The organism is Rheinheimera oceanensis (genome assembly GCF_018831085.1).
GTDB classification, from domain to species: Bacteria; Pseudomonadota; Gammaproteobacteria; order Enterobacterales; family Alteromonadaceae; genus Alishewanella; species Alishewanella oceanensis.
The window spans coordinates 265,446-284,825 of the sequence record NZ_JAGPNM010000006.1 but is presented as its reverse complement, the minus strand read 5'-3'; the positions used below and the strand labels follow the sequence as shown (position 1 = coordinate 284,825).

At 50.5% G+C, this 19,380-nt stretch carries 10 protein-coding genes; 7 read left to right on the top strand and 3 right to left on the bottom strand.

Annotation, left to right across the window (positions count from 1 at the left end; genetic code table 11):
* The first annotated feature begins 13 nt into the window (after positions 1-13).
* Complete coding sequence (locus tag J3B89_RS14890; protein WP_215398396.1) at positions 14-1,504, top strand: tryptophan halogenase family protein; 1,491 nt, start codon at positions 14-16, stop codon at positions 1,502-1,504.
* Between the two features lie 50 nt (positions 1,505-1,554).
* Here the strand turns inward: J3B89_RS14890 and J3B89_RS14885 are convergent, their stop codons facing one another.
* The gene (locus J3B89_RS14885) at positions 1,555-3,453 is read right to left on the bottom strand and encodes a glycoside hydrolase family 13 protein (protein ID WP_215398395.1); all 1,899 of its coding nucleotides are present in this window, start codon (positions 3,451-3,453) and stop codon (positions 1,555-1,557) included.
* Between the two features lie 367 nt (positions 3,454-3,820).
* Here J3B89_RS14885 and J3B89_RS14880 point away from each other — a divergent pair, with 367 nt between their 5' ends.
* Both J3B89_RS14880 and pulA read left to right on the top strand, forming a co-directional pair.
* Positions 3,821-6,679, top strand: a complete 2,859-nt coding sequence (locus J3B89_RS14880) for a TonB-dependent receptor (RefSeq protein WP_215398394.1) — start codon at positions 3,821-3,823, stop codon at positions 6,677-6,679.
* 21 nt (positions 6,680-6,700) lie between these two features.
* The gene (pulA, locus tag J3B89_RS14875; RefSeq protein ID WP_215398393.1) at positions 6,701-10,678 is read left to right on the top strand and encodes a pullulanase-type alpha-1,6-glucosidase; all 3,978 of its coding nucleotides are present in this window, start codon (positions 6,701-6,703) and stop codon (positions 10,676-10,678) included.
* A 91-nt stretch (positions 10,679-10,769) separates the two neighbouring features.
* Here pulA and J3B89_RS14870 read toward each other — a convergent pair whose 3' ends face one another.
* Positions 10,770-11,495 carry a substrate-binding periplasmic protein gene (locus tag J3B89_RS14870; RefSeq protein WP_215398392.1) on the bottom strand — a complete coding sequence of 242 codons (726 nt, stop codon included), beginning with the start codon at positions 11,493-11,495 and terminating at the stop codon, positions 10,770-10,772.
* Between the two features lie 256 nt (positions 11,496-11,751).
* On the opposite strand from J3B89_RS14870, the gene J3B89_RS14865 reads away from it, so the two are divergent.
* From J3B89_RS14865 to J3B89_RS14850, 4 genes are all read left to right on the top strand, one after another.
* Positions 11,752-13,005: a DEAD/DEAH box helicase gene (locus J3B89_RS14865; RefSeq protein ID WP_215398391.1), complete on the top strand. Its 1,254-nt coding sequence runs from the start codon at positions 11,752-11,754 to the stop codon at positions 13,003-13,005.
* A gap of 163 nt (positions 13,006-13,168) precedes the next feature.
* The gene (locus tag J3B89_RS14860) at positions 13,169-13,585 is read left to right on the top strand and encodes a type 2 periplasmic-binding domain-containing protein (protein ID WP_215398390.1); all 417 of its coding nucleotides are present in this window, start codon (positions 13,169-13,171) and stop codon (positions 13,583-13,585) included.
* A complete protein-coding gene (locus J3B89_RS14855; protein WP_215398389.1) occupies positions 13,578-14,762 on the top strand; it encodes a hypothetical protein in 1,185 nt (394 codons plus the stop codon). Before J3B89_RS14860 ends, J3B89_RS14855 begins: the two co-directional genes overlap by 8 nt.
* 3 nt (positions 14,763-14,765) lie before the next feature.
* Entirely contained in the window at positions 14,766-17,192 is a 2,427-nt protein-coding gene (locus tag J3B89_RS14850; RefSeq protein WP_215398388.1) for a bifunctional diguanylate cyclase/phosphodiesterase, read from the top strand.
* Between the two features lie 15 nt (positions 17,193-17,207).
* On the opposite strand, the gene J3B89_RS14845 is transcribed toward J3B89_RS14850, so the two are convergent.
* Positions 17,208-19,211 carry a PhoX family protein gene (locus tag J3B89_RS14845; RefSeq protein WP_215398387.1) on the bottom strand — a complete coding sequence of 668 codons (2,004 nt, stop codon included), beginning with the start codon at positions 19,209-19,211 and terminating at the stop codon, positions 17,208-17,210.
* Positions 19,212-19,380: the final 169 nt, after the last annotated feature.

Genomic DNA, 19,380 nt, shown 5'->3' with positions numbered 1-19,380 from the left:
GGGGAGCGTCAATATGGAAAATAGCACGGTAAAACAAGTGCTTATTGTAGGTGGCGGTACAGCAGGCTGGATGACAGCCGCCATGTTAGCAAAGCTGATGGGCCCGCAACTTAGTATCCGGCTGATAGAGTCAGACGCTATCGGCACTGTGGGTGTCGGCGAAGCCACTATACCGGCGATTCAGCATTTTAATGCGGCATTGGGTATTAACGAAGCCGAGTTTTTACAGGCTACACAAGGCACAATAAAACTGGGCATTCAGTTCGAAAACTGGGGTAAAGAAGGCGACAGCTATATGCACGCCTTCGGCCCGGTTGGCAGACAACTTGGTGTCACCTCGTTTCATCATTACTGGCTGGCGGCACAGGCGCGCGGCGATAGCAGCAGTTTTTGGGATTATTCACTTAATTATCAGGCTGCTCATACCGGCAGATATGCGCCTTTAGCGCACATTCCCAATACGCCGCTGCAGGGGTTGCTGCATGCGTATCACTTTGACGCCAGCCTGTACGCGGCTTTTTTACGCCGTTACAGTGAACAGCTTGGCGTGGTCAGAACCGAAGGCACCATTGGTGCAGTTGTTAAAACCCCGGCCGGTGATATTGCCAGCGTAACATTACAGGATGGCCAAAGCTTTAGCGCAGATTTATTTATCGACTGCTCAGGTTTGCGTGCATTGTTAATTGGCCAGGAACTAGGCGGCGGTTATGAAGACTGGCGCCACTGGCTGCCCTGCGACAGCGCACTGGCAGTGCCAACAGCCGCTACCTTGCCGGTTATGCCTTATACCCGTGCTATTGCCCATAATGGTGGCTGGCAGTGGCGTATTCCGCTGCAACACCGTACCGGTAATGGTTTGGTGTACAGCAGCCGGTTTTTAGACGACAGTGCTGCGCACCATACTTTAATAAGTAATCTGGATGCTGAAGCTTTGGCCGAACCGCGCAAAATCAGCTTTGTAACCGGGCGACGTAAGCAACAGTGGCTGCAAAACTGTGTGGCTATTGGTTTATCCAGTGGTTTTCTCGAGCCGCTGGAATCAACCAGTATTCACCTTATTCAAAGTGCCGTGGTGCGGTTGGTGCAGTGTTTCCCGCAACAAACCGATATGGCCGCGCTGCGCCGCGAGTATAACCGCCAGTCACAGCAGGAATTTGAAGCCATCCGCGATTTTATCATCCTGCATTACTACCTGAATCAGCGTGCTGATCACGGCTTGTGGCAGTATTGCCGTACTATGGCACTGCCGGAGTCACTGGCACAACGCATAGAACTGTTTCGCCAGTCCGGCGCGGTGTTTCGTCAACAGGATGAGTTGTTTACCGAGGTGGCCTGGCAGCAGGTCATGCTGGGGCAGCATTTGCGGCCGCAGCATTATCACCCGCTGGCAGATAGCCTAACCGATGGCCAGTTAAGCGGTTTTCTGGCCGATCTAAAAGCCATTATCAGCCGCACCGCAGAACAGTTACCTTCGCATCAGCAGTTTTTGCAACAGGGGCGTTAAGATAAAAAAGGCCACCTTATCCCGTGGCCTTTGTCGTTTGGCAGACGCCGTTACTGTGCCAGCAGTACCGCGCCCCACTTAGCCGGTATGGTCAGGCTGATTTTATCGCCGCTTACCGATAGCGGCAGTTGGTCAATCTGCTCTTGCCAGTTCAGTTGATCGCGCTTTAGTGTCACTTGCTGTGGTTTATCGCTGTTATTCAGAATAACCCGTACCCGCTGCTGCTGATAATGGCGCTCAAAGCCATACAGTTCTTTGTCGTTGTCAGTAAGCAGGGTAGTAAAATCTCCCAGTTGTAATGCCGGCAGACGGTTACGTAACCGGATCAGCTTACGGTAGTGCTGCTGTAGCGTTTTATTCACTGCAACCTTGTCGGCCGGGCGTTTACTGCCGTTGGGGTTGGTTGCTTCGTCTTCGTACTTAATATCGTCCCAGATCATAGGCTTGCGGTCATCCGGGTCATTGGCACCCCACATGCCTACTTCATCACCGTAATACACCATAGGTGCGCCAACGTAGGTCATCTGAAAAATAACAAACAGCTTTTGCAGGCGCAGTTCTTCGTCATTGGGTTTACGTACTTTGTAATCCGGGTTGCTGCCAACCTGTGATAGCTGAAAATAATCGCCCCAGTCACGGAAGTTACCAATACCACGGTTAACAATGTGCGAGCCAATCCGGTTGGAGTCATGGCTGCCAAACAGGTTTTGTGTTACATAAGCTACGCCTTTTGGATATAAACCGCGCATCTCGCGCAGCTTGGCATCAAACTCTGTGGCGCTGATGTTATGTGGTGGCGGGTTAAACATAAACTCTGCGGCGGTGAAGGCGAAGTTGTAGTTCATTTCGCCATCAAACTCATCACCCTGCAGGTAGGGTTTTACCAGCTCGGGCGGCATCACAATTTCTGCAGTAATATAGGCCTGTGGGTTAAGGGTTTTTACATGGCCGCGCCAGTCTTTCCAGAAACCGTGTGCCACACAAAAGGCCACATCCAGCCGCCAGCCATCAATACCATATTCTGCCCCTTTGCCTTTGGGGTTCATCCAACGCTCGGTAGCAGCAAACACGTAATCGCGCGGGCCCTGTACCAGGCCGTTTTCATCTTCTTTAAATTCAGGCAGCGATGGCACACCAAACCAGCCTTCATAGCTAAATTCGGTGCCGTTTTTTTCGTCTTTAAAACTGTGTACGGTAAACCAGTCTTTATAAGGTGAGTTTTGCTGGTGCTGTTTAAGGTGTTGAAAAGCAAAGCTGTTAGCACCCATATGGTTAAATACGCCGTCAAAAATCACTCTGATGCCGCGCTGTTTTGCTTGTTTAATCAGCTCCAGCGCCAGCTCGTCGGCTTTGGTCCACACCCAGGTGGACGGATCCAGCGGGTTTTCTTTGGCCATCAGGGCGCGGTCGCCGTCCGGGTCAGGGCCGAAGTTAGGGTCAATATGGTGGAAGCTGGCGCCATCGTATTTATGCAGCGATGGGGCATCAAACACCGGGTTAAGATAAATGGCGTTGAAACCCATGTCTTTAATGTAATCCAGCTTGTCGATCACGCCTTGTAAGTCACCGCCATAGCGGCGGCGCAGCAGGTGTTTCCACAGTTCCGGTTCGCCATTGCTAACTTCGTAAGGTTGTAACTTGTACCAGTCGCTGCCCCAGGGATGTACCTGCCACACTTTGGGTTTTTCTACCGGATCGGCACCGGCAATATCGGCGGCTGTCGGGTTGTTAGAGGGATCGCCATCACGAAAGCGCTCAGGGAAAACCTGGTACCACACTGCACTTTTAGCCCAGCCGGGCACAAATTCGCCCTGTTCATTCAGCGCAATCGGGCCTTTTGGTGTGGCGTCTGAGGTTTGCGGGCAAAAAGCCGCTGCCGCCGTGGCATAAAGCAGTGTACCTGCCGCCAGCAAGCCGGCCATAACCGGTGTCAGTTTAATGTTGAGCATATCATTTCTCTTTTTTGCGGCAGGTAACCTGCCGTGGCCTGTTAATTTGTCTTTGCGTTCTAACCACGCGGTTTGAATTGTACTGATGCACCAAAGCTGTGCTTTTTGCTGGCTTTGCCTGCACATAGACAGTGCTTTGTACAGAGCCCTACCTGTTTTATATACCAGTTTGGTGCAGCTGCGGGAACAGCTCCGGCGTTTTTGCACTGCAATGGGCGACTGAATACGTATTCATATTGCGGGTTAGTGGTTAACGGTTAATAAATAAACACTGAAACAACAGGCTGCAGGTTTTCATGCCGGTCGCATGGAGCGCGCAACCCTTTATAAAAATAAACGCGATAAAAATAAAACGGGGAAACAGGGCATGAATAAGTTCAAGCTTAGTCTGCTTACGCTTGCTATGGCAGGGGTGGGTAGCCTGGCATGTTCTGCTGTGGCACAAACAGCAGAGCAGGCACAGCAATCAGCAAATCAACAGACATTAGACGATGTGGAAGTTATTCAGGTACGTGGCTTTGCCGGCAGCCTGTTCCGCTCACTGGACGCCAAACGTTTTGGCGACACGGTATCTGAAACCATCTCTGCCGACGATTTAGGCGCCTTGCCGGATGTGTCGATGGCCGATGCACTGACCCGCCTGCCGGGTATTTCAGCGGTGCGCACCGGCGGCCAGGCAGCAGAAATTAATATTCGCGGTATGTCGGGTGGTTTTGTATTTTCAACCTTAAACGGCCGTGAGCAGGTGTCTACCAGTGGTAAGCGTAATATTGAGTTTGACCAGTATCCGTCAGAGTTAATTAACTCGGCGGCGGTGTATAAGTCGCCAAAAGCTTCATTAATTGAAGGCGGTGTAGCCGGTACGGTAGAGCTGCAAACTGCCAGCCCGCTGCGCAACGAAAAACAGCATACCTTTACCGTAAATGCCCGCGGCATGTATAACGATCGTGCCAATGAAGTGCCGGACGGAGTCGATTTTGGTCACCGTTTTAGTATGTCGTATCAGGGGAAATTTCTTGGCGACACGCTGGGCTTTGCCGCCGGTTATGCCCGCTTGTATCAGCCCAGCGTAGCTACCCAGTTTGTTGGCCTGGCTTACAATGGCCAGAAAGATATTAATGATGATGGTGTTAACGAATTTATCAGCGAAGGCTTTGAGTTGCAGCATAAGGGCGGTGAAGAAACCCGCGACGGTTATATGGCCGCGCTGGAATGGACACCACATGATGCTTTTACGCTAAAAGCCGATGCATTTTTATCCAAATTTGATAAAGAAGCTTTTGCCCGGGGTTTTCGGGTTAAGTTTGGCGGCCCTACAGCGGCGTTGGGTAACCCGGTATTAAACGGCAGCTCTGTCATTGGCGGCACTTTTAACCGTACCTCCAGCAGCTTTACCCGGGTAGAACTGGTTAACGATGATAACCGCGACTACGACGAAGTACGCAGCTTTGGTATTAATGCCGACTGGGATGTCAGCAATAGTGTAAACCTGTCATTTGACGTGTCGCATTCCAGTGCTAAAAGCGATTTTCGCAACGGCTTGTTATGGAGCCTGGTTGCTGAAGATGCCAGCACCGTAACGCCGGTGCTGGACAGCAATGTGTCAATTTCTTATCTGTTGAATGGCCTTAACCTGCCAAGCGTTGGGTTTAACCAGGCCGCTGCGTTTACCGATATTGATAAAGTAATGGTAAGCAAATACGGTATTTACCCTTATGTGAACGACGATGAGGTTACCGCTTACCGCTTTGATGCCAGATGGGCGCTGGATATGCCGGTTATTGCTGCGCTGGAAGCCGGTGTACGGTACTCCGAGCGTACCTATAAAAATAATCGTTCTGTGTTTGAGTATGGTAGCGATGGCGCTTTTTTAACCTCGCAGCCGCCACTGCGCTTAACTGCTGACATGGTAGAGGTGGTGAATTTTAAAGGTGACTTTGCCACTTACCCCGGTTACCTGGCGATAGATCTGGATAAAGCATTAAATGCCTGGTTCCCACAGGGCATTCCGCAACCGGTGCAAACCTGGGGCACCGGCAATGCCGGCATTTTGCCGTCGCAGCAAGTAGCCAATGGCCCGGACACAGGGTGGACAATGCTGGAAAGCGGCGAAGTATACGAAGATGTGCTGGCCGGTTATGTGATGGCAAATCTGGATACGGAAATTTTTGGTATTCCGCTAACCGGTAATATTGGTGTACGTGTGGTGCAAACCGATCAAAGTGCTACCGACTTAGCCGATGTAAATGGCGATCCGCTACGTGGTGCACAAAATATTACCGATGACGCCGGCCTAGTAAACACCCGTTATGCGCCTGGTGTTCTGGGTGAAAAATACACTGATGTGTTGCCGCAACTTAACCTGAATTTTGCCATTACCGACAACTCGCAAATTCGTTTTGCAGCTGCCAAAGTGATGTCGCGCCCACCGATTAACCGGCTGGCGTCTAATACTTCTATTACCATCAGTGATGACGGTGAAATCAATGGCAATAGTTCCAACAGCCCGTTTTTACGGCCGTTTGAGGCTACCCAGTATGATTTGTCGTATGAATACTACATACCGTCGGGGGCCATCGCTTTTGCTTTGTTTTACAAAGATATTAAGTCATTTGTAAATGATTTTACCATTCAGGAGTTTGATTTCGCTGGTGCAGGTTTTGATGTGCCGGAGGTTATTATTGATGAAGATGGTATTCCGCGCCCCACCTTTAACGGGGCTTTCTCTACCGCAGTAAATAACGGCGAAGGCGGCTATATCCGTGGCGCCGAACTGGCCTTTACCAAGGTATTCGATTTCCTGCCTGAGCTGTGGTCCGGCCTGGGAGTGCAGGGCAGCTATTCCTATACCGAAAGTGAAGTCAGCCTGATTAACAGCCTGGGTGGTGCCGCGATAGAAACTACCTTTGAAGGCCTGTCGCAAGATGTGTTCAGTGGTACGGTATTCTGGAACTATAAAGGTTTTGACGCCCGCATCAGCGCCCGCTATCGCTCGCCTTTTGTGTCGTCCCAGGTGGGCATAGATGAGCAAATCACCAACTTTGACAGTGAAACGGTGATCGATATGCAAACCTCATACGACATTAACGACAATTTCAAGGTGCTGTTTCAGGTTAACAACCTGACAGACGAGCCAACAAAAAGCTATTTCGGTGACAAAGCGCAAACCGGCACTATCCAGTTTTTTGGCCGCCAGTTCTACCTTGGCGCGGTGTACACCTTTTAACCGGATTTTGGAGCAACAATAATGACGACAACAATAAAACTGCTAAAGCTCGCTGCTCTGGCACTGGCAGCACACCTGCTGGCCGCCTGCGGCGGTGGTGATTCAACTAAACCCGGTGAAGTACTGCTAACCTGCAATGTGCCGCAAATTCCTGATGCGGCAGGCAAAGAATGTGTTGATCCGCCACCGATAAAATGCAAAAAACCGTCGTTTCCCAGCGCCAATAATGAGTCCTGTATTATTGGTTATGACCCCGGCGCCCCTGAGCCCGTGGTTATGGCCGGCGCTAATCAGGCGGTATTATTTTATAAACGCCCCGACGGTAATTATACCGGCTGGGTATTACATACCTGGAATAACGAAAGCTGCGATGCCTATGAGCAATCCTCTTTGGCACCGTCCTGGCAAAATGGCCTGGTGCATAATGGTGTAGATGTCAACTACGGTGCTTACTGGATACTGAGCTTAAAACCGGGCTATGCCGGTACTGAAGGGGCCTGCGGCAACTTTATTGTGCATAAAGGCGATGAGAAAGACTTAAGCGACGCCGACATGAAAATGCCGCTGACGCAACAGCAACCGGAAGGTGAACCGGATTTCTCCCGTATGAACTGGACCTTCTCCGGTAAGCCTGACGTGTACCAGTACCCGGTGGTGTCGTTAGGCGTTAGCATTGCCGGGGCTGCTGCACACTGGATTGATCAGCATACGTTTGTCTGGAGCTCTGCGATAGCCAAAACAGCAGCAGAGGTAAAGCTGCACTACGCTGCAGATGCCGGGCTTGACGTAAACTTCGACGAGCAAATCCCCGGCAGTGTCGTGTCATTAACGCCGGTAAATCTTAGCGATGAGCAAAAAGCTTTAGTACCGCATCTGGCAGAGCAAAGCGCATTTAGCGTTGATTTTAGCGCTGATGAAGCCAAAGCCATGCTGAAAAATCAGTTAGTGCTGGCGGCGTATGGCAGCGACAATGCGTTGCTGGAAGCCACCTGGGTGCAGGCTGCAAAAGTGCTGGACGACTTGTATACCAAAGGCGATAACGACGCAGACGAAGCAAGCCTGGGGCTGATTTACGAAGGCGGCAATATTACCGCCAAAGTATGGGCGCCAACGGCACGCAGTGTGAATTTAAAGGTATACAACGCCAGCAAAACCCTTACTGCTACCCACGCTATGACAGCCGACAGCGAAACCGGTATCTGGAGCTATGCCGGCAACAGTGCGCTGGACCGCCAGTTTTACCGCTATGAAGTCACAGTTTATCATCCGCAAACCCGTAAGGTAGAAACGACTGAAGCGACCGACCCTTATTCGCTGAGTGTCTCTACCAATGGCCGCTACAGTCAGTTTGTTAACCTGGATGATGATGACCTAAAACCGGCAGGCTGGGATGAGCGCACTATTCCTACCGTAGCCAAACCGGAAGATATCGTGATTTATGAAGGCCATGTGCGGGATTTTTCAATCCGTGATCAAAGTGTCACTGCCGCTAACCGTGGTAAGTATCTGGCTTTTACCGAAACAGATTCAGAACCGGTAAAACACTTAAAATCTTTAGCGGATAACGGCTTAACCCATTTCCACCTGTTGCCATTAAACGACCAGGCCAATATTAACGAAGATGCCAGCCGCCGAATCGAGCTGACTGATACGGTTGGCCGTTTATGTCAGTTAAACGCTGCTGCGCCGGTATGCGGTAATACCAGTGCCGGTGACAGCTTGTTGTCAGTACTGCAAGGCTACTCACCTTTTGGCGAGAAAGCACAGGAACTGGTGCAGGCTATCCGCGGTATTGATGGCTTTAACTGGGGTTATGATCCACAGCATTTTATTGCCCCGGAAGGCAGCTATGCCTCTAACCCGGAAGGTGTGGTGCGTATTAAAGAAGTGCGGGCAATGATCAAGGCCCTGAATGATCTTGGCCTGCGTACTGTGCTGGATGTGGTATACAACCATACCAGCGCCTCTGGCCTTAACACCACCTCAGTGTTCGACAAAATCGTGCCTGGTTATTACCACCGCTATAACCCAGTTAGCGGTGCAATGGAGCGTTCAACCTGCTGTGAGAATACGGCTACTGAGCACCGTATGTTCGAAAAATTTATGCAGGATTCAATGGTGATCCTGGCACGGGATTTTGGCTTTAACGACTTCCGTTATGACGTAATGGGCCACCATCCGAAAGACAGTATTCTGGCTACCCGCGACATAGTGCGTAGCGTGGTGCCTGATGTGTACTTCTACGGTGAAGGCTGGAACTTCGGTGAAGTTGCCAATAACCGCTTATTTGTCCAGGCCAAGCAGCAGGATATGGCAGGCTCAGGCGTCGGCACCTTTAACGACAGGCTGCGCGATGAAGTGCGTGATGCCGTACTGTTTAGCAATCAGGCAACAGAGGAGAATCTGCGCAAACAGGATCTGATCCGTATCGGCCTGGCCGGTACCTTAAAAGACTATGTGCTGCAAAGTTATCAGGGCATTGCAGGCCCGGCATCAAGTTATAGCTGGAATGGCCAGGCGGCAGGCTATGCCGAAAGACCGGCTGATATTATTAACTATGTATCCAAACACGATAACGAAACATTGTGGGATCAGCTGCAGTATGGCCTGGCTCCGGGTGTAAGTATCGACGAGCGGGTGCGGGTGCATAATATGGCTATTGCCATACCACTGATGAGCCAGGGTATTCCATTTTTACAAATGGGTGATGACTTCCTGCGGTCAAAATCAATGGACCGCGACAGTTATGACTCCGGCGACTGGTTTAACTTTGTTGATTTCAGCATGCAAACCAACAACTTTGCTATTGGTTTACCGCTGGCAGAAAAAAACGAGGCTAACTGGTCACGTATCAGCAATATCCTGACTAACCCCAATGCCAAACCGGCAGCAGACGATATCCGTTTTGCCAGCGACGTATTTAAAGAATTTTTAAGTATCCGTGCTGCCAGCCCGCTGTTCCGTTTAGTGACTGCGCAGGACGTTATTGACCGGCTGGGTTTTCATAATATTGGCAAAAACCAGACTCAGGGCTTAATTGTGATGAGCATTGACGACGGCGCCGGTTTAACCGATTTGGATCCAATGCTGGATGCCTTGGTTGTGGTTATTAACGGTACATCGCAAGAGCAATCGCATACTGTACGTACAGCTGCAGGCTTTGACTTACACCCCATTCAACAAGCCTCTGCCGATACCAGAGTGCGGGCTGCAAGTTTTAGCCAGGGCGTAGACGAGGGCACCTTTACCGTACCGGCGCAAACGATGGCGGTATTTGTAAAACAGCAGCAGGGCGCACAAGGCACAGGCCTGGCAGCCGATGCCACCTCAGGTGCTCCGGATATTCCACCCTACGAAGCCACCACCATTTATGTTCGCGGTGGTATGAATGGTTGGGGTGAGGTGGATGCCTTTGAATATGATGGCAGCGGTATTTATATTGCCATTATTGATATTGTTGCCGGTAATTACGAATTTAAAGTTGCCTCGGGAGACTGGTCAACAGTAGATTTCGGTGCCGGCGGCGATGGTCAGGCAGTGACACTGCTACAGGCGAAAACACTGGCAGCCGGTGGTGGGAATTTGCAGGTTAGTTTTGCCAACAGTGCAACCTATGCCTTTGTACTGGATGCCACAAATAAAGATGCACCGGTACTAACGGTACAGGAGCTACCACCTTATGGTGTGGGAACGTCGGTATATTTGCGTGGTGCACGCAGCTGGGAACCGATAGATGAAATGACTTATGTTGGCGGTAATGTTTACCAGATAGATTTACTGCTGGATACCGTTAAACAGTATACCTTCAAGTTCGCTGATGCTACCTGGGGAGCGATTAACTATGGTGCTGGTAGCGGTGCCATGACGCTGGGTACTGGCAAAGTTCTGGAGCATAACGCCGGAGATCTGTCGTTAGATGTAACCGAAGTAGGCACTTACCGCTTTAGTGTGGATGCCACAAATCCGTTGGCACCGGTAATGACCATTACTAAACTTTAACGGTGTTTTATCCCGGGCTTTAACCGGGTTCCCCTGGTGTTTAGCCGCAGCTTGCTGCGGCTTTTTTTATACACCCGCAAGCATAACCGCTTTATTGATCTGCCTGCTGAAAGTATTTGAGCTGCAGTTGCCGGTACTGCGGGCTTTGCTGAAATGCCACCAGGGCCTGATTAAAGCGTTGCACCAGCCAGCTGTCCTGCCCCAGCAGGTGATAGCTGTTAGTACCAAATAGCGGCAGTTGCTGCAGGCCGGTATCACCGGGGGCGGTTTGCTGGTAATAGTACGCAAAAATATTTTTATCCATTACCAGCACATCAACCCGGTTTTTTAGCAGCATAGCCGGTAGCTGTTGTTGATCTACCACTTCCTGATAGCTGGCAAACCCCGGGATCAACTGCGCGTAATCTTGTGGCAAAAACAGATGCGCATTCTGAAATGCCAGTACCCGCTTGCCGGTTAAATCGGCCAGCGTTTTTACCGGTGGTTGCTGATCTTTGCGGGTAATCAGCACATTTTCGTAATGAATATAAGGCAGTGTTGCACTAAAGCCGTCCGGTACAGTGCGTTGCAGCGAAACAAAATCAGCCTGGCCTTGCTTAAACAGTTCCAGTAACCGGCCATTAGGGGTATGTAAAAATACGGCGCAGCGGTGCATTTTCAGGCTAACTTGCTGCAACAACTCCAGCTCATAGCCGGTTTTTGTTGCCACTTCGATATAGGGTGGTTTGTTTACGCCCACTAGAAATGTCAGTTCGGGCCATTGGCATGACAGTGCCGGGCAGCAGTAAAATAGAAGTGCTGTTGTCCATAACTTCATGCCTGCTCCGGTAGATAAAATGTTACGCCCGCAGATATAACACTTTGCATTCGTTAACTATTGTATAGTCAGCTTAACCAAGCTATACCGGTTGCGCCAGTGTCAGAACAGGAACAGTCAGTTTGTTGCTGCGGCAAATGAATAACGGATACTCCTCGCGCTAGCGGGGCTTTTGCTGTAAGCTGCGCGCCCCTCCGTATCGGAGGCCACTGCAGCTGCGGCAGACTTTTTCGCAGCATTAACTGCGGGATATCGCATGCAATTTACTGATTTAAACCTGTCGGCAGCGCTGCTTAAAGCCATTGCCGATAAAGGCTATACCACTCCTTCTCCTATTCAGTTGCAGGCGATCCCTGCAGTACTTGGCGGCCGTGACTTAATGGCTGCAGCGCAAACCGGTACCGGTAAAACCGCTGGTTTTACTCTGCCATTGCTGCAGTTACTGACGGATGGCCCCAAAGTGCAACCTAACCAGGTGCGGGCACTTATTTTAACGCCAACGCGTGAGCTGGCTGCCCAGGTAGCTGAAAGTGTTGCGGTGTATGGCAAGTACCTGCCACTGCGCAGCACAGTGGTATTTGGTGGTGTTAAAATTAACCCGCAAATGATGGCCCTGCGCCGTGGCGTAGATATTTTAGTGGCAACACCGGGCCGTCTGCTGGATTTGTATCAGCAAAACGCTGTACGTTTCAGCCAGTTGGAAGTGCTGGTACTGGACGAAGCCGACCGTATGCTGGACATGGGCTTTATTAACGACATTAAAAAAGTGCTGGCGCTATTGCCCAAAAAACGCCAGAACCTGCTGTTTTCGGCCACCTTTTCTGATGATATCCGCAAACTGGCCAAAGGCCTGGTAAACAACCCGCTGGAAGTGTCGGTGAGCCCGGCTAATACTACTGCCGAACGGGTAGAGCAGCTTATTTACCCGGTAGATAAAAACCGTAAAGCGGCACTGGTCACAAAGTTAATTCTGGATAATAACTGGCAGCAGGTATTAATTTTTACCAAAACCAAGCATATGGCGAATAAACTTAGCCTGCATTTAGAAAATGCCGGAATTAAAGCTGCGCCTATTCATGGCAATAAAAGCCAGAATGCCCGTACCAAAGCGCTGGCTGATTTTAAAGCCGGCGCAGTACGTGCTTTGGTGGCTACTGATATTGCAGCCCGCGGCCTGGATATTGACCAGTTACCCCAGGTAGTTAACTTTGAACTACCTAATGTTGCTGAAGATTATGTGCACCGTATTGGCCGTACCGGCCGCGCAGGTGCTGCAGGCCATGCAGTATCGCTGGTGTGTGCAGATGAAAGCAAAGAACTGGCCGGTATTGAACGTTTAATTAAACAGGAGTTACCGCGGCAGATATTGGACGGTTTTACACCGGTAAATGTGTTGCCACAGTCTAAGCTGAATACAAAACCCTATAAGCCAAAAAAACCTAAAGCACCTAAGCCGGAGCATCGTGATGGCCAGCGCCCCCCAGCCCGGCCAGCTCACAGAGCAAAATAATCTTTAATCAGTTACATCTTGCCCACGGCAAGGTGTAACCTGCTGTGCTAGAATGATATTTCCTTTAGCGCCAGCAGTTTGGGCTGGTGTAGTTCTACTAAAAGCAGATTGCAGTGATCAGAGCATATACCCGCTTTATAGCTATTTTCAGTGTGGTTAGGCAATGAGGTGGTTGGCCTTGTTGGCGATAGTATTATGTTGCGGCATGTTTAAAAGTGCGGCAGCAAGTACTGTTGTGGTAAATAACAGCGTTGCACTGGATAAACTGACATCAGCACAATTACGCAGCATTTTTACCATGCGACAAATTCAATGGCCGGATGGCTCGCCTATCTATGTTGTGGTGTTACCTGATAACAGCGCTGAGCATCAACGTTTTAGCCGTGAACAGCTGCGGCTGTTTCCGTATCAGTTAACCAATATTTGGGACAGACAAAGTTTCTCCGGTACCGCCAGCCGGCCTTGGCAGGCTAAAGATCAAGCCCATATGATGGAGTTGTTACGCACTACGCCTGGCAGCATTGGTTATGTTGAGCAGTACCAGGCCGACCCGGCAGTGAAGGAGGTGCGCATTGAATAATACCTATAATATCGCAGCAGCGGCTTTGCTTAGCGTATGGCTTTACCCGGCCTCTGTTGCTGCAGCCGATATTGATTGGAACGGTTTTATTGCCCAGGGCCTGATCCAGGCCCAGGACAGTGGTTTTGTTAATAGCAGCGGGGATATTTCTGCTGAACTAACCGAGCTGGGTCTGAATAGCCGTTTGCGTCTGGCGCCTGCCTGGCACCTTTCCGGACAATTGGTATATCTGGATGGCGGCAACCGGTATCCGCCGGGCTTGCGGCTGGACTATTTATTTCTCGACTGGTATGTCTACAACAGTACCGACTTGCAAGCTAACCTGTATCTGGGGCGGATAAAAAACCAGCATTGGCTGTATTCCAGTACCCGTGATGTACCTTTTACCCGGCCGTCTATTGTGTTGCCGCAGTCGGTGTATTTTGATGCCTTTCGCGATATTGCGGTAGGCAGCGATGGTATGGCATTGCAGGCGCGGCACTATAACAACCTCGGCGATTTTACCTTTAACTGGAGCCTCGGCAATACGCCGGTGTCAACACAGCAAAGTGAGTTGCTGCTGGGCGGTGCCATTAGCGGCAAACTGAAAATGAATTTTGACCATCAGGCCAGCCTGTATTGGCAACCACAGCTAAGCCGCTTCAGTTTTGGTATGGTGCTGCTGGATTCTGAATTCAGTTACCGTGCCGCTGAAACCGAGCCTTTTTTTGCAGCAGACTTTAGGGTAAGCCGGGTGATGCTGAACATGCGTTATCAACTGGAGAAATGGGAGTTTTCCAGTGAACTGCAACAGGAGCGGCTGCAAATTGACGGCTTTTTTGCCCCGCTGTTTCGTCAGGATCAACTAGGCCAGGGCGGCTATGTGATGGCGCAATACCGCCAGTCAGCCCGGCTAAGATGGTTTGCCATGCTGGATTACTCAGTCGCTAATAAAGACGACCGGCGCGGGCGGCTGTTAAATGAAAATAGCGGTGGCGCTGTGCCGGCATATTTTGCTTACCAGCAATCGGTAGCCAGCGGGCTAAGTTATGATATCAGTAGCAGCTTAAGGTTAAGTGCAGAAATTCACTGGGTAGAAGGTGCAGGCCGCTTATCACCGGTAATACTGCCTGATGTGCTAACAAACCGGTATAAATACTGGCAGCTTTATGCCGCGCAGCTGACATACAGGTTTTAGCCAATGCGTTATCTGAGCCTGTCATGGAAGATACTGCTACTGATGTTAAGCATGTTGCTGCTGTTGCTGATCTGGTTTACCAGCCTGTCGCTGCTGCATATGAATGATCAGTTTAACCGCCAGCAGGCTCTGCGTAAAACACAGGGCCAGCAGTATTTTCAGTTGTATAACCGCGCAGTAGATCAGCAACTATTAACCTGGATGCAAAGCTTTGCTGAACTACAACAGATAACCGGCAGCGAGGGGGTTACCCGGTTTGCTGCGGCGTTGCCAGGACAGATGGAGTCCTTACAACTTAACTTTGCGCTACGTCATATGGCACTGTTTGGCCCTGCACAGCAGATGATTTATCAAAGTAGCCCGCAGTTACCGGCACACAGTAACGATATTGTGCAACACACCCTGCAGCAACAAAGCCCGCAAGCTATGATCCGCTGTGACGAACAATGTTACAAACTACTGACTTTGCCATTGCTGAATGCCGATGGTGAGGTAGCCGTGGTGCTGATGATTACCGAACTGACAGAAGTGCTGTTTAGTTTGCACCAGACACTGGGTACTGAGGTGGCTTTACTTAGTTACCAGCCGGGCCAGACGATAACGCAGCAATTCCGCCTGCTGCAGGCATCTGACCGGCAGCTGATACGACAGTTGTATCAGCAGTTGCCAGATGATATTGAAGTGGCTTCAATACGTAGCAACGGCATTGTTATTGCGCTGAAAGATATGAGCTACTACCTGCATTTAATTCCGCTTGATCCGGATAACGCCTTGTCGTATCAGCTGTTAATGGTAGAAGATGTCAGCAGTGCTATGCAGGATAAACAACGTTACCAGCGGCAAATTTTGCTGGTGGCAGCGGGCTGTTTCGTGGCGGTACTGGTACTGATTTTATTTATTACCCGCCGTATCAGCAGCCGTATTTTGCAACTGGCAGCGGCATTGCCGTTGCTGGCACAGCGGCGATACCATGAGTTTCGTCATGCCAGCCAATTGCCGGCAGGGTTACTGCAGGACGAACTGAGTACGTTTAGCCTGTCTGTACTTAACCTGAGTTACGAGCTGGAACATCTGGACCAGCGGTTAGCCGATAACACCACGGCATTGCAAAAAATCGCTATGTTTGACCCCCTTACCGGCCTGGCCAACCGCAACCTGCTGCAACAACAACTGCGGGTGGCACTGGCGGGTTTGCCGCTGCATAACGGCTATGTCGGTTTGTTGTTCCTCGATTTGGATAAGTTTAAAACCATTAACAATAGCCGCAGCCATGCTACCGGCGACTTACTGTTAATTGAAACTGCACAACGGCTGCAAAGCCTGTGCGGTCACGGCGAGGTGGTGTGTCGTTTTGGTGGTGACGAATTTGCATTGGTTATGCCGCATATCAGCGAACCACAGCAGGCCGAACTTATGGCATGGCGGGTGTTGGCAGTGTTTGAGCAGCCGTTTTTGCAAGGGCAGGGCGCAGTGTCGCTTAGTGCCAGTATCGGTATCAGCTTTACTGCAGAGCCTGCACTGGCAGAGGAAGAATTAATCCGCCGCGCTGATTTAGCCATGTACCAGGCCAAAAGTAATGGCCGCAATTGCTACTATGTATTTAATGAGCAAATGTCGAGCGATCTGGCTAACCGGCTGCAACTGGAGGCTGAACTGCGGCTTGCCATAAGCCAACAACAGTTTTCGTTAAACCTGCAGCCTAAAGTAAATTTACGCAGCGGCCAACTTGCCGGGTTTGAAGCCTTACTGCGCTGGCATCATCCATTGCGTGGTATGGTGTCGCCGGACGAGTTTATCAGCGTGCTGGAGCAAGCCCAGTTGATTGTTGATGTGGGCTACTGGGTGTTTGAACGCTGTTGTCAGCTATGCAACGAGTTAGCTGATATGGGCCTGCCGCAGGTGGTTATTGCGCTTAACTTGTCGGCCGATCAGTTTTTGCAGCCAGGATTGCCGGAGCGGTTTCGCCAGTTAATGCAGCAGTATAATGTCAGTGGCCAGCAGTTTGAGCTGGAGCTGACCGAAAGCACCTTAGTCAGCCATGTCAGCCAGACGCTGGATATTATGCATCAACTAAAAGCGCTGGGGTTTAGCTTTGCTATCGACGATTTTGGTACTGGCTATTCATCGCTTAATTACCTTAAACGTATGCCGGTAGACACCATAAAAATTGATAAAAGCTTTGTACTGGGCATGCTGGATAACCCGTCAGACTACCAGATTATTGTGTCAACCATTGCCATGGTGCAAAAGCTGGGACTGCAAGTGGTGGCTGAAGGCGTGGAAAACTATCAGCAATTGCAGTTGCTGCAACAGCATCACTGTGATTTGGTGCAGGGTTTTTACTTCTCAAGGCCGTTGCCACAGACGCAACTGGCGGCTTTTGTCAGCCAGGTTACGCAAAACAAATGGCCAGCGCAGTTGTTGCGCTGACCACTTAACAATGTGCTAGCTGCCGATCACACCGCCATCGTTTTTAGTAATAACGACGGTAGCCGAACGAGGCCGGCTGTTGCCACCATCCGGCCAGTGGCTGGTGAAATCACCCGGTGCTGAGCGATCCCCGGGATGCTGAATATTAACAAACATGGTTTTCAGATCCGGCGTCATAGCAACACCGGTTACTTCACAGTCGGTTGGGCCAACTAAAAAGCGTTTTACTTCACGCGTTACCGGATCTGCGGCTAACATCTGGTTATTGCCGTAAGGGCCGTTGCTTTGCTGAGAACCGCTCATATCGGTTTGGATCCACAGCAGGCCATTGGCTGCAAAATACAAACCATCAGGGCTGGCCAGATGGTTGTCTGCTGTTAATGTCAGCTCAGTGTCTGGTGTGGCTGTGCCGACATCTCCGGCCAGCAGGAAAATATCCCAATCAAAGGCAGTAGCTGCCTGCGTTTCGCGCTCATTCCAACGGATAATATGGCCAGTTGCATTGCTGGCGCGCGGGTTAGCGGCGTCCACCTGGGCTGCGGTGCGCTGAGTATTGTTGGTCAGGGTAAAATAAACTTCGCCGGTCTCCGGGTGTACAGCGCCCCATTCCGGCCGGTCCATTTTGGTAGCGCCGGCAATATCGGCCGCCAGGCGGGTATTTAGCAACACATCAGCCTGATCGGCAAAAGTAACGCCGGCTGCAGTGGCTTTGGCAATAAAATCAGCGTTGTTGATATCCAGTGGTAACCATTCACCGCTGCCATCTTCGTTAAAGCGCGCTACATATAAAATACCGTCATTAAGTAAATGACCACCGGCAGTGTTCTTGTAATACGGCGCAGTAGAGACAAATTTGTAGATATATTCAAAGGTAGAATCGTCACCCGAGTACACTACTATGGGCTGGCCTTCTTCCAGTTTGCCAAAAATGACCCCTTCATGGCCAAAGCGGCCCAGTGCTGTACGTTTTTGTGGCACGCTGTCTGGGTTAAACGGGTCTATTTCTACTATCCAGCCAAAAGTGTTTGGCTCGTTGCGGTAATCGTCTTTTGCTTCAGCGCCAATGGTGCTGGCATTAAAGCGCTGATACACATCAGCTGCAGGTGTGGCGGTTTCCCAAAAATAACGGCCGTTAGCTGACGGTACGCCATAGCGGCTGTGCTCACGGGGCTTTTGTGCATCGGTATTAACAAAGTAACCGGCCCAGTTTTCTTCACAGGTTAAATAGGTGCCCCAGGGGGTAAAGCCGTTGCCGCAGTTGTTCAGTGTACCGCGGGTACGGCTGCCATCCGGGCTGTATTTGGTTACCACTTTTTCGCTGCCGCGCACCGGGCCTGCCAGTTCCATTGGTGTTGCGCCGGTAATACGGCGGTTAAACGGGCTGTTATTAACCAACGCCCAGCTACCGTCAGCCTGTTGCTGAATATGTGCTACAGATACACCGTGGGCAGCAACTTCTTTACGAACTTCATCGGCAATACGCGGGACAGTGGTAATGCCATTGGTATGGATCAGGTTGTTGTCGATATACTCATGGTTAAACACCAGTAAGCCTTCCTGCGAGTTTTCGCCGGCTCCACGGGCATCAATAGGGAAGAAGTGTATGCCGTCATGGTGGCTACCCACTTGTTGCTCCTGATCGCTGCCGTTGTTACTGCCATCGTCCAGGTAGTCAGGGTAACTGCCATTTAACGGTGTACCCCAGGGCAAAAACGCCTGAGCAGTATAACCTTCTGGCACGGTGATAGCATCGGCACGGTTAGTGGCAATGGCGGTAAAGCCCAGTAGTGGAACAGCAGTTTCCGGCGGTACTGTTTCCGGGTTGTCATTGCTGCTGCCGCAGCCTACCAGTGAACCGCCGATAAAAGCAGCAACCGCGGCTCCGACACTGCCTTTAAGAAATTTACGCCGTGCCATACGGCTGTCAACAATGGCAGCAAAAGTAGGGTTAAGCGAAAAGTTAGTTTGCGGGTCAACACCCGAGTTATCTATCGTTACAACGGTTTTACTGTCTGACATTATTATAGGCTCCATAATAAGCGCTTTAGAAGTTTGAGCTATTAAACCCATGCTTAATGTCAGTGTTGTTACAGTGAGATAGCAGTTTTATGATGCTACAATGACATGGCGATGTCAGTGTCGGGGTGGGCGTAAGGCTTTTTCCTCTGGTATAGTACGGTTTTACGTC

Coding starts and splice junctions, on each gene's coding strand:
- J3B89_RS14890 (WP_215398396.1), top strand. CDS start 14: ATGGAAAATAGCACGGTAAAACAAGTGCTTATTGTAGGTGGCGGTACA.
- J3B89_RS14885 (WP_215398395.1), bottom strand. CDS start 3,453: ATGCTCAACATTAAACTGACACCGGTTATGGCCGGCTTGCTGGCGGCA.
- J3B89_RS14880 (WP_215398394.1), top strand. CDS start 3,821: ATGAATAAGTTCAAGCTTAGTCTGCTTACGCTTGCTATGGCAGGGGTG.
- pulA (WP_215398393.1), top strand. CDS start 6,701: ATGACGACAACAATAAAACTGCTAAAGCTCGCTGCTCTGGCACTGGCA.
- J3B89_RS14870 (WP_215398392.1), bottom strand. CDS start 11,495: ATGAAGTTATGGACAACAGCACTTCTATTTTACTGCTGCCCGGCACTG.
- J3B89_RS14865 (WP_215398391.1), top strand. CDS start 11,752: ATGCAATTTACTGATTTAAACCTGTCGGCAGCGCTGCTTAAAGCCATT.
- J3B89_RS14860 (WP_215398390.1), top strand. CDS start 13,169: ATGAGGTGGTTGGCCTTGTTGGCGATAGTATTATGTTGCGGCATGTTT.
- J3B89_RS14850 (WP_215398388.1), top strand. CDS start 14,766: ATGCGTTATCTGAGCCTGTCATGGAAGATACTGCTACTGATGTTAAGC.
- J3B89_RS14845 (WP_215398387.1), bottom strand. CDS start 19,211: ATGTCAGACAGTAAAACCGTTGTAACGATAGATAACTCGGGTGTTGAC.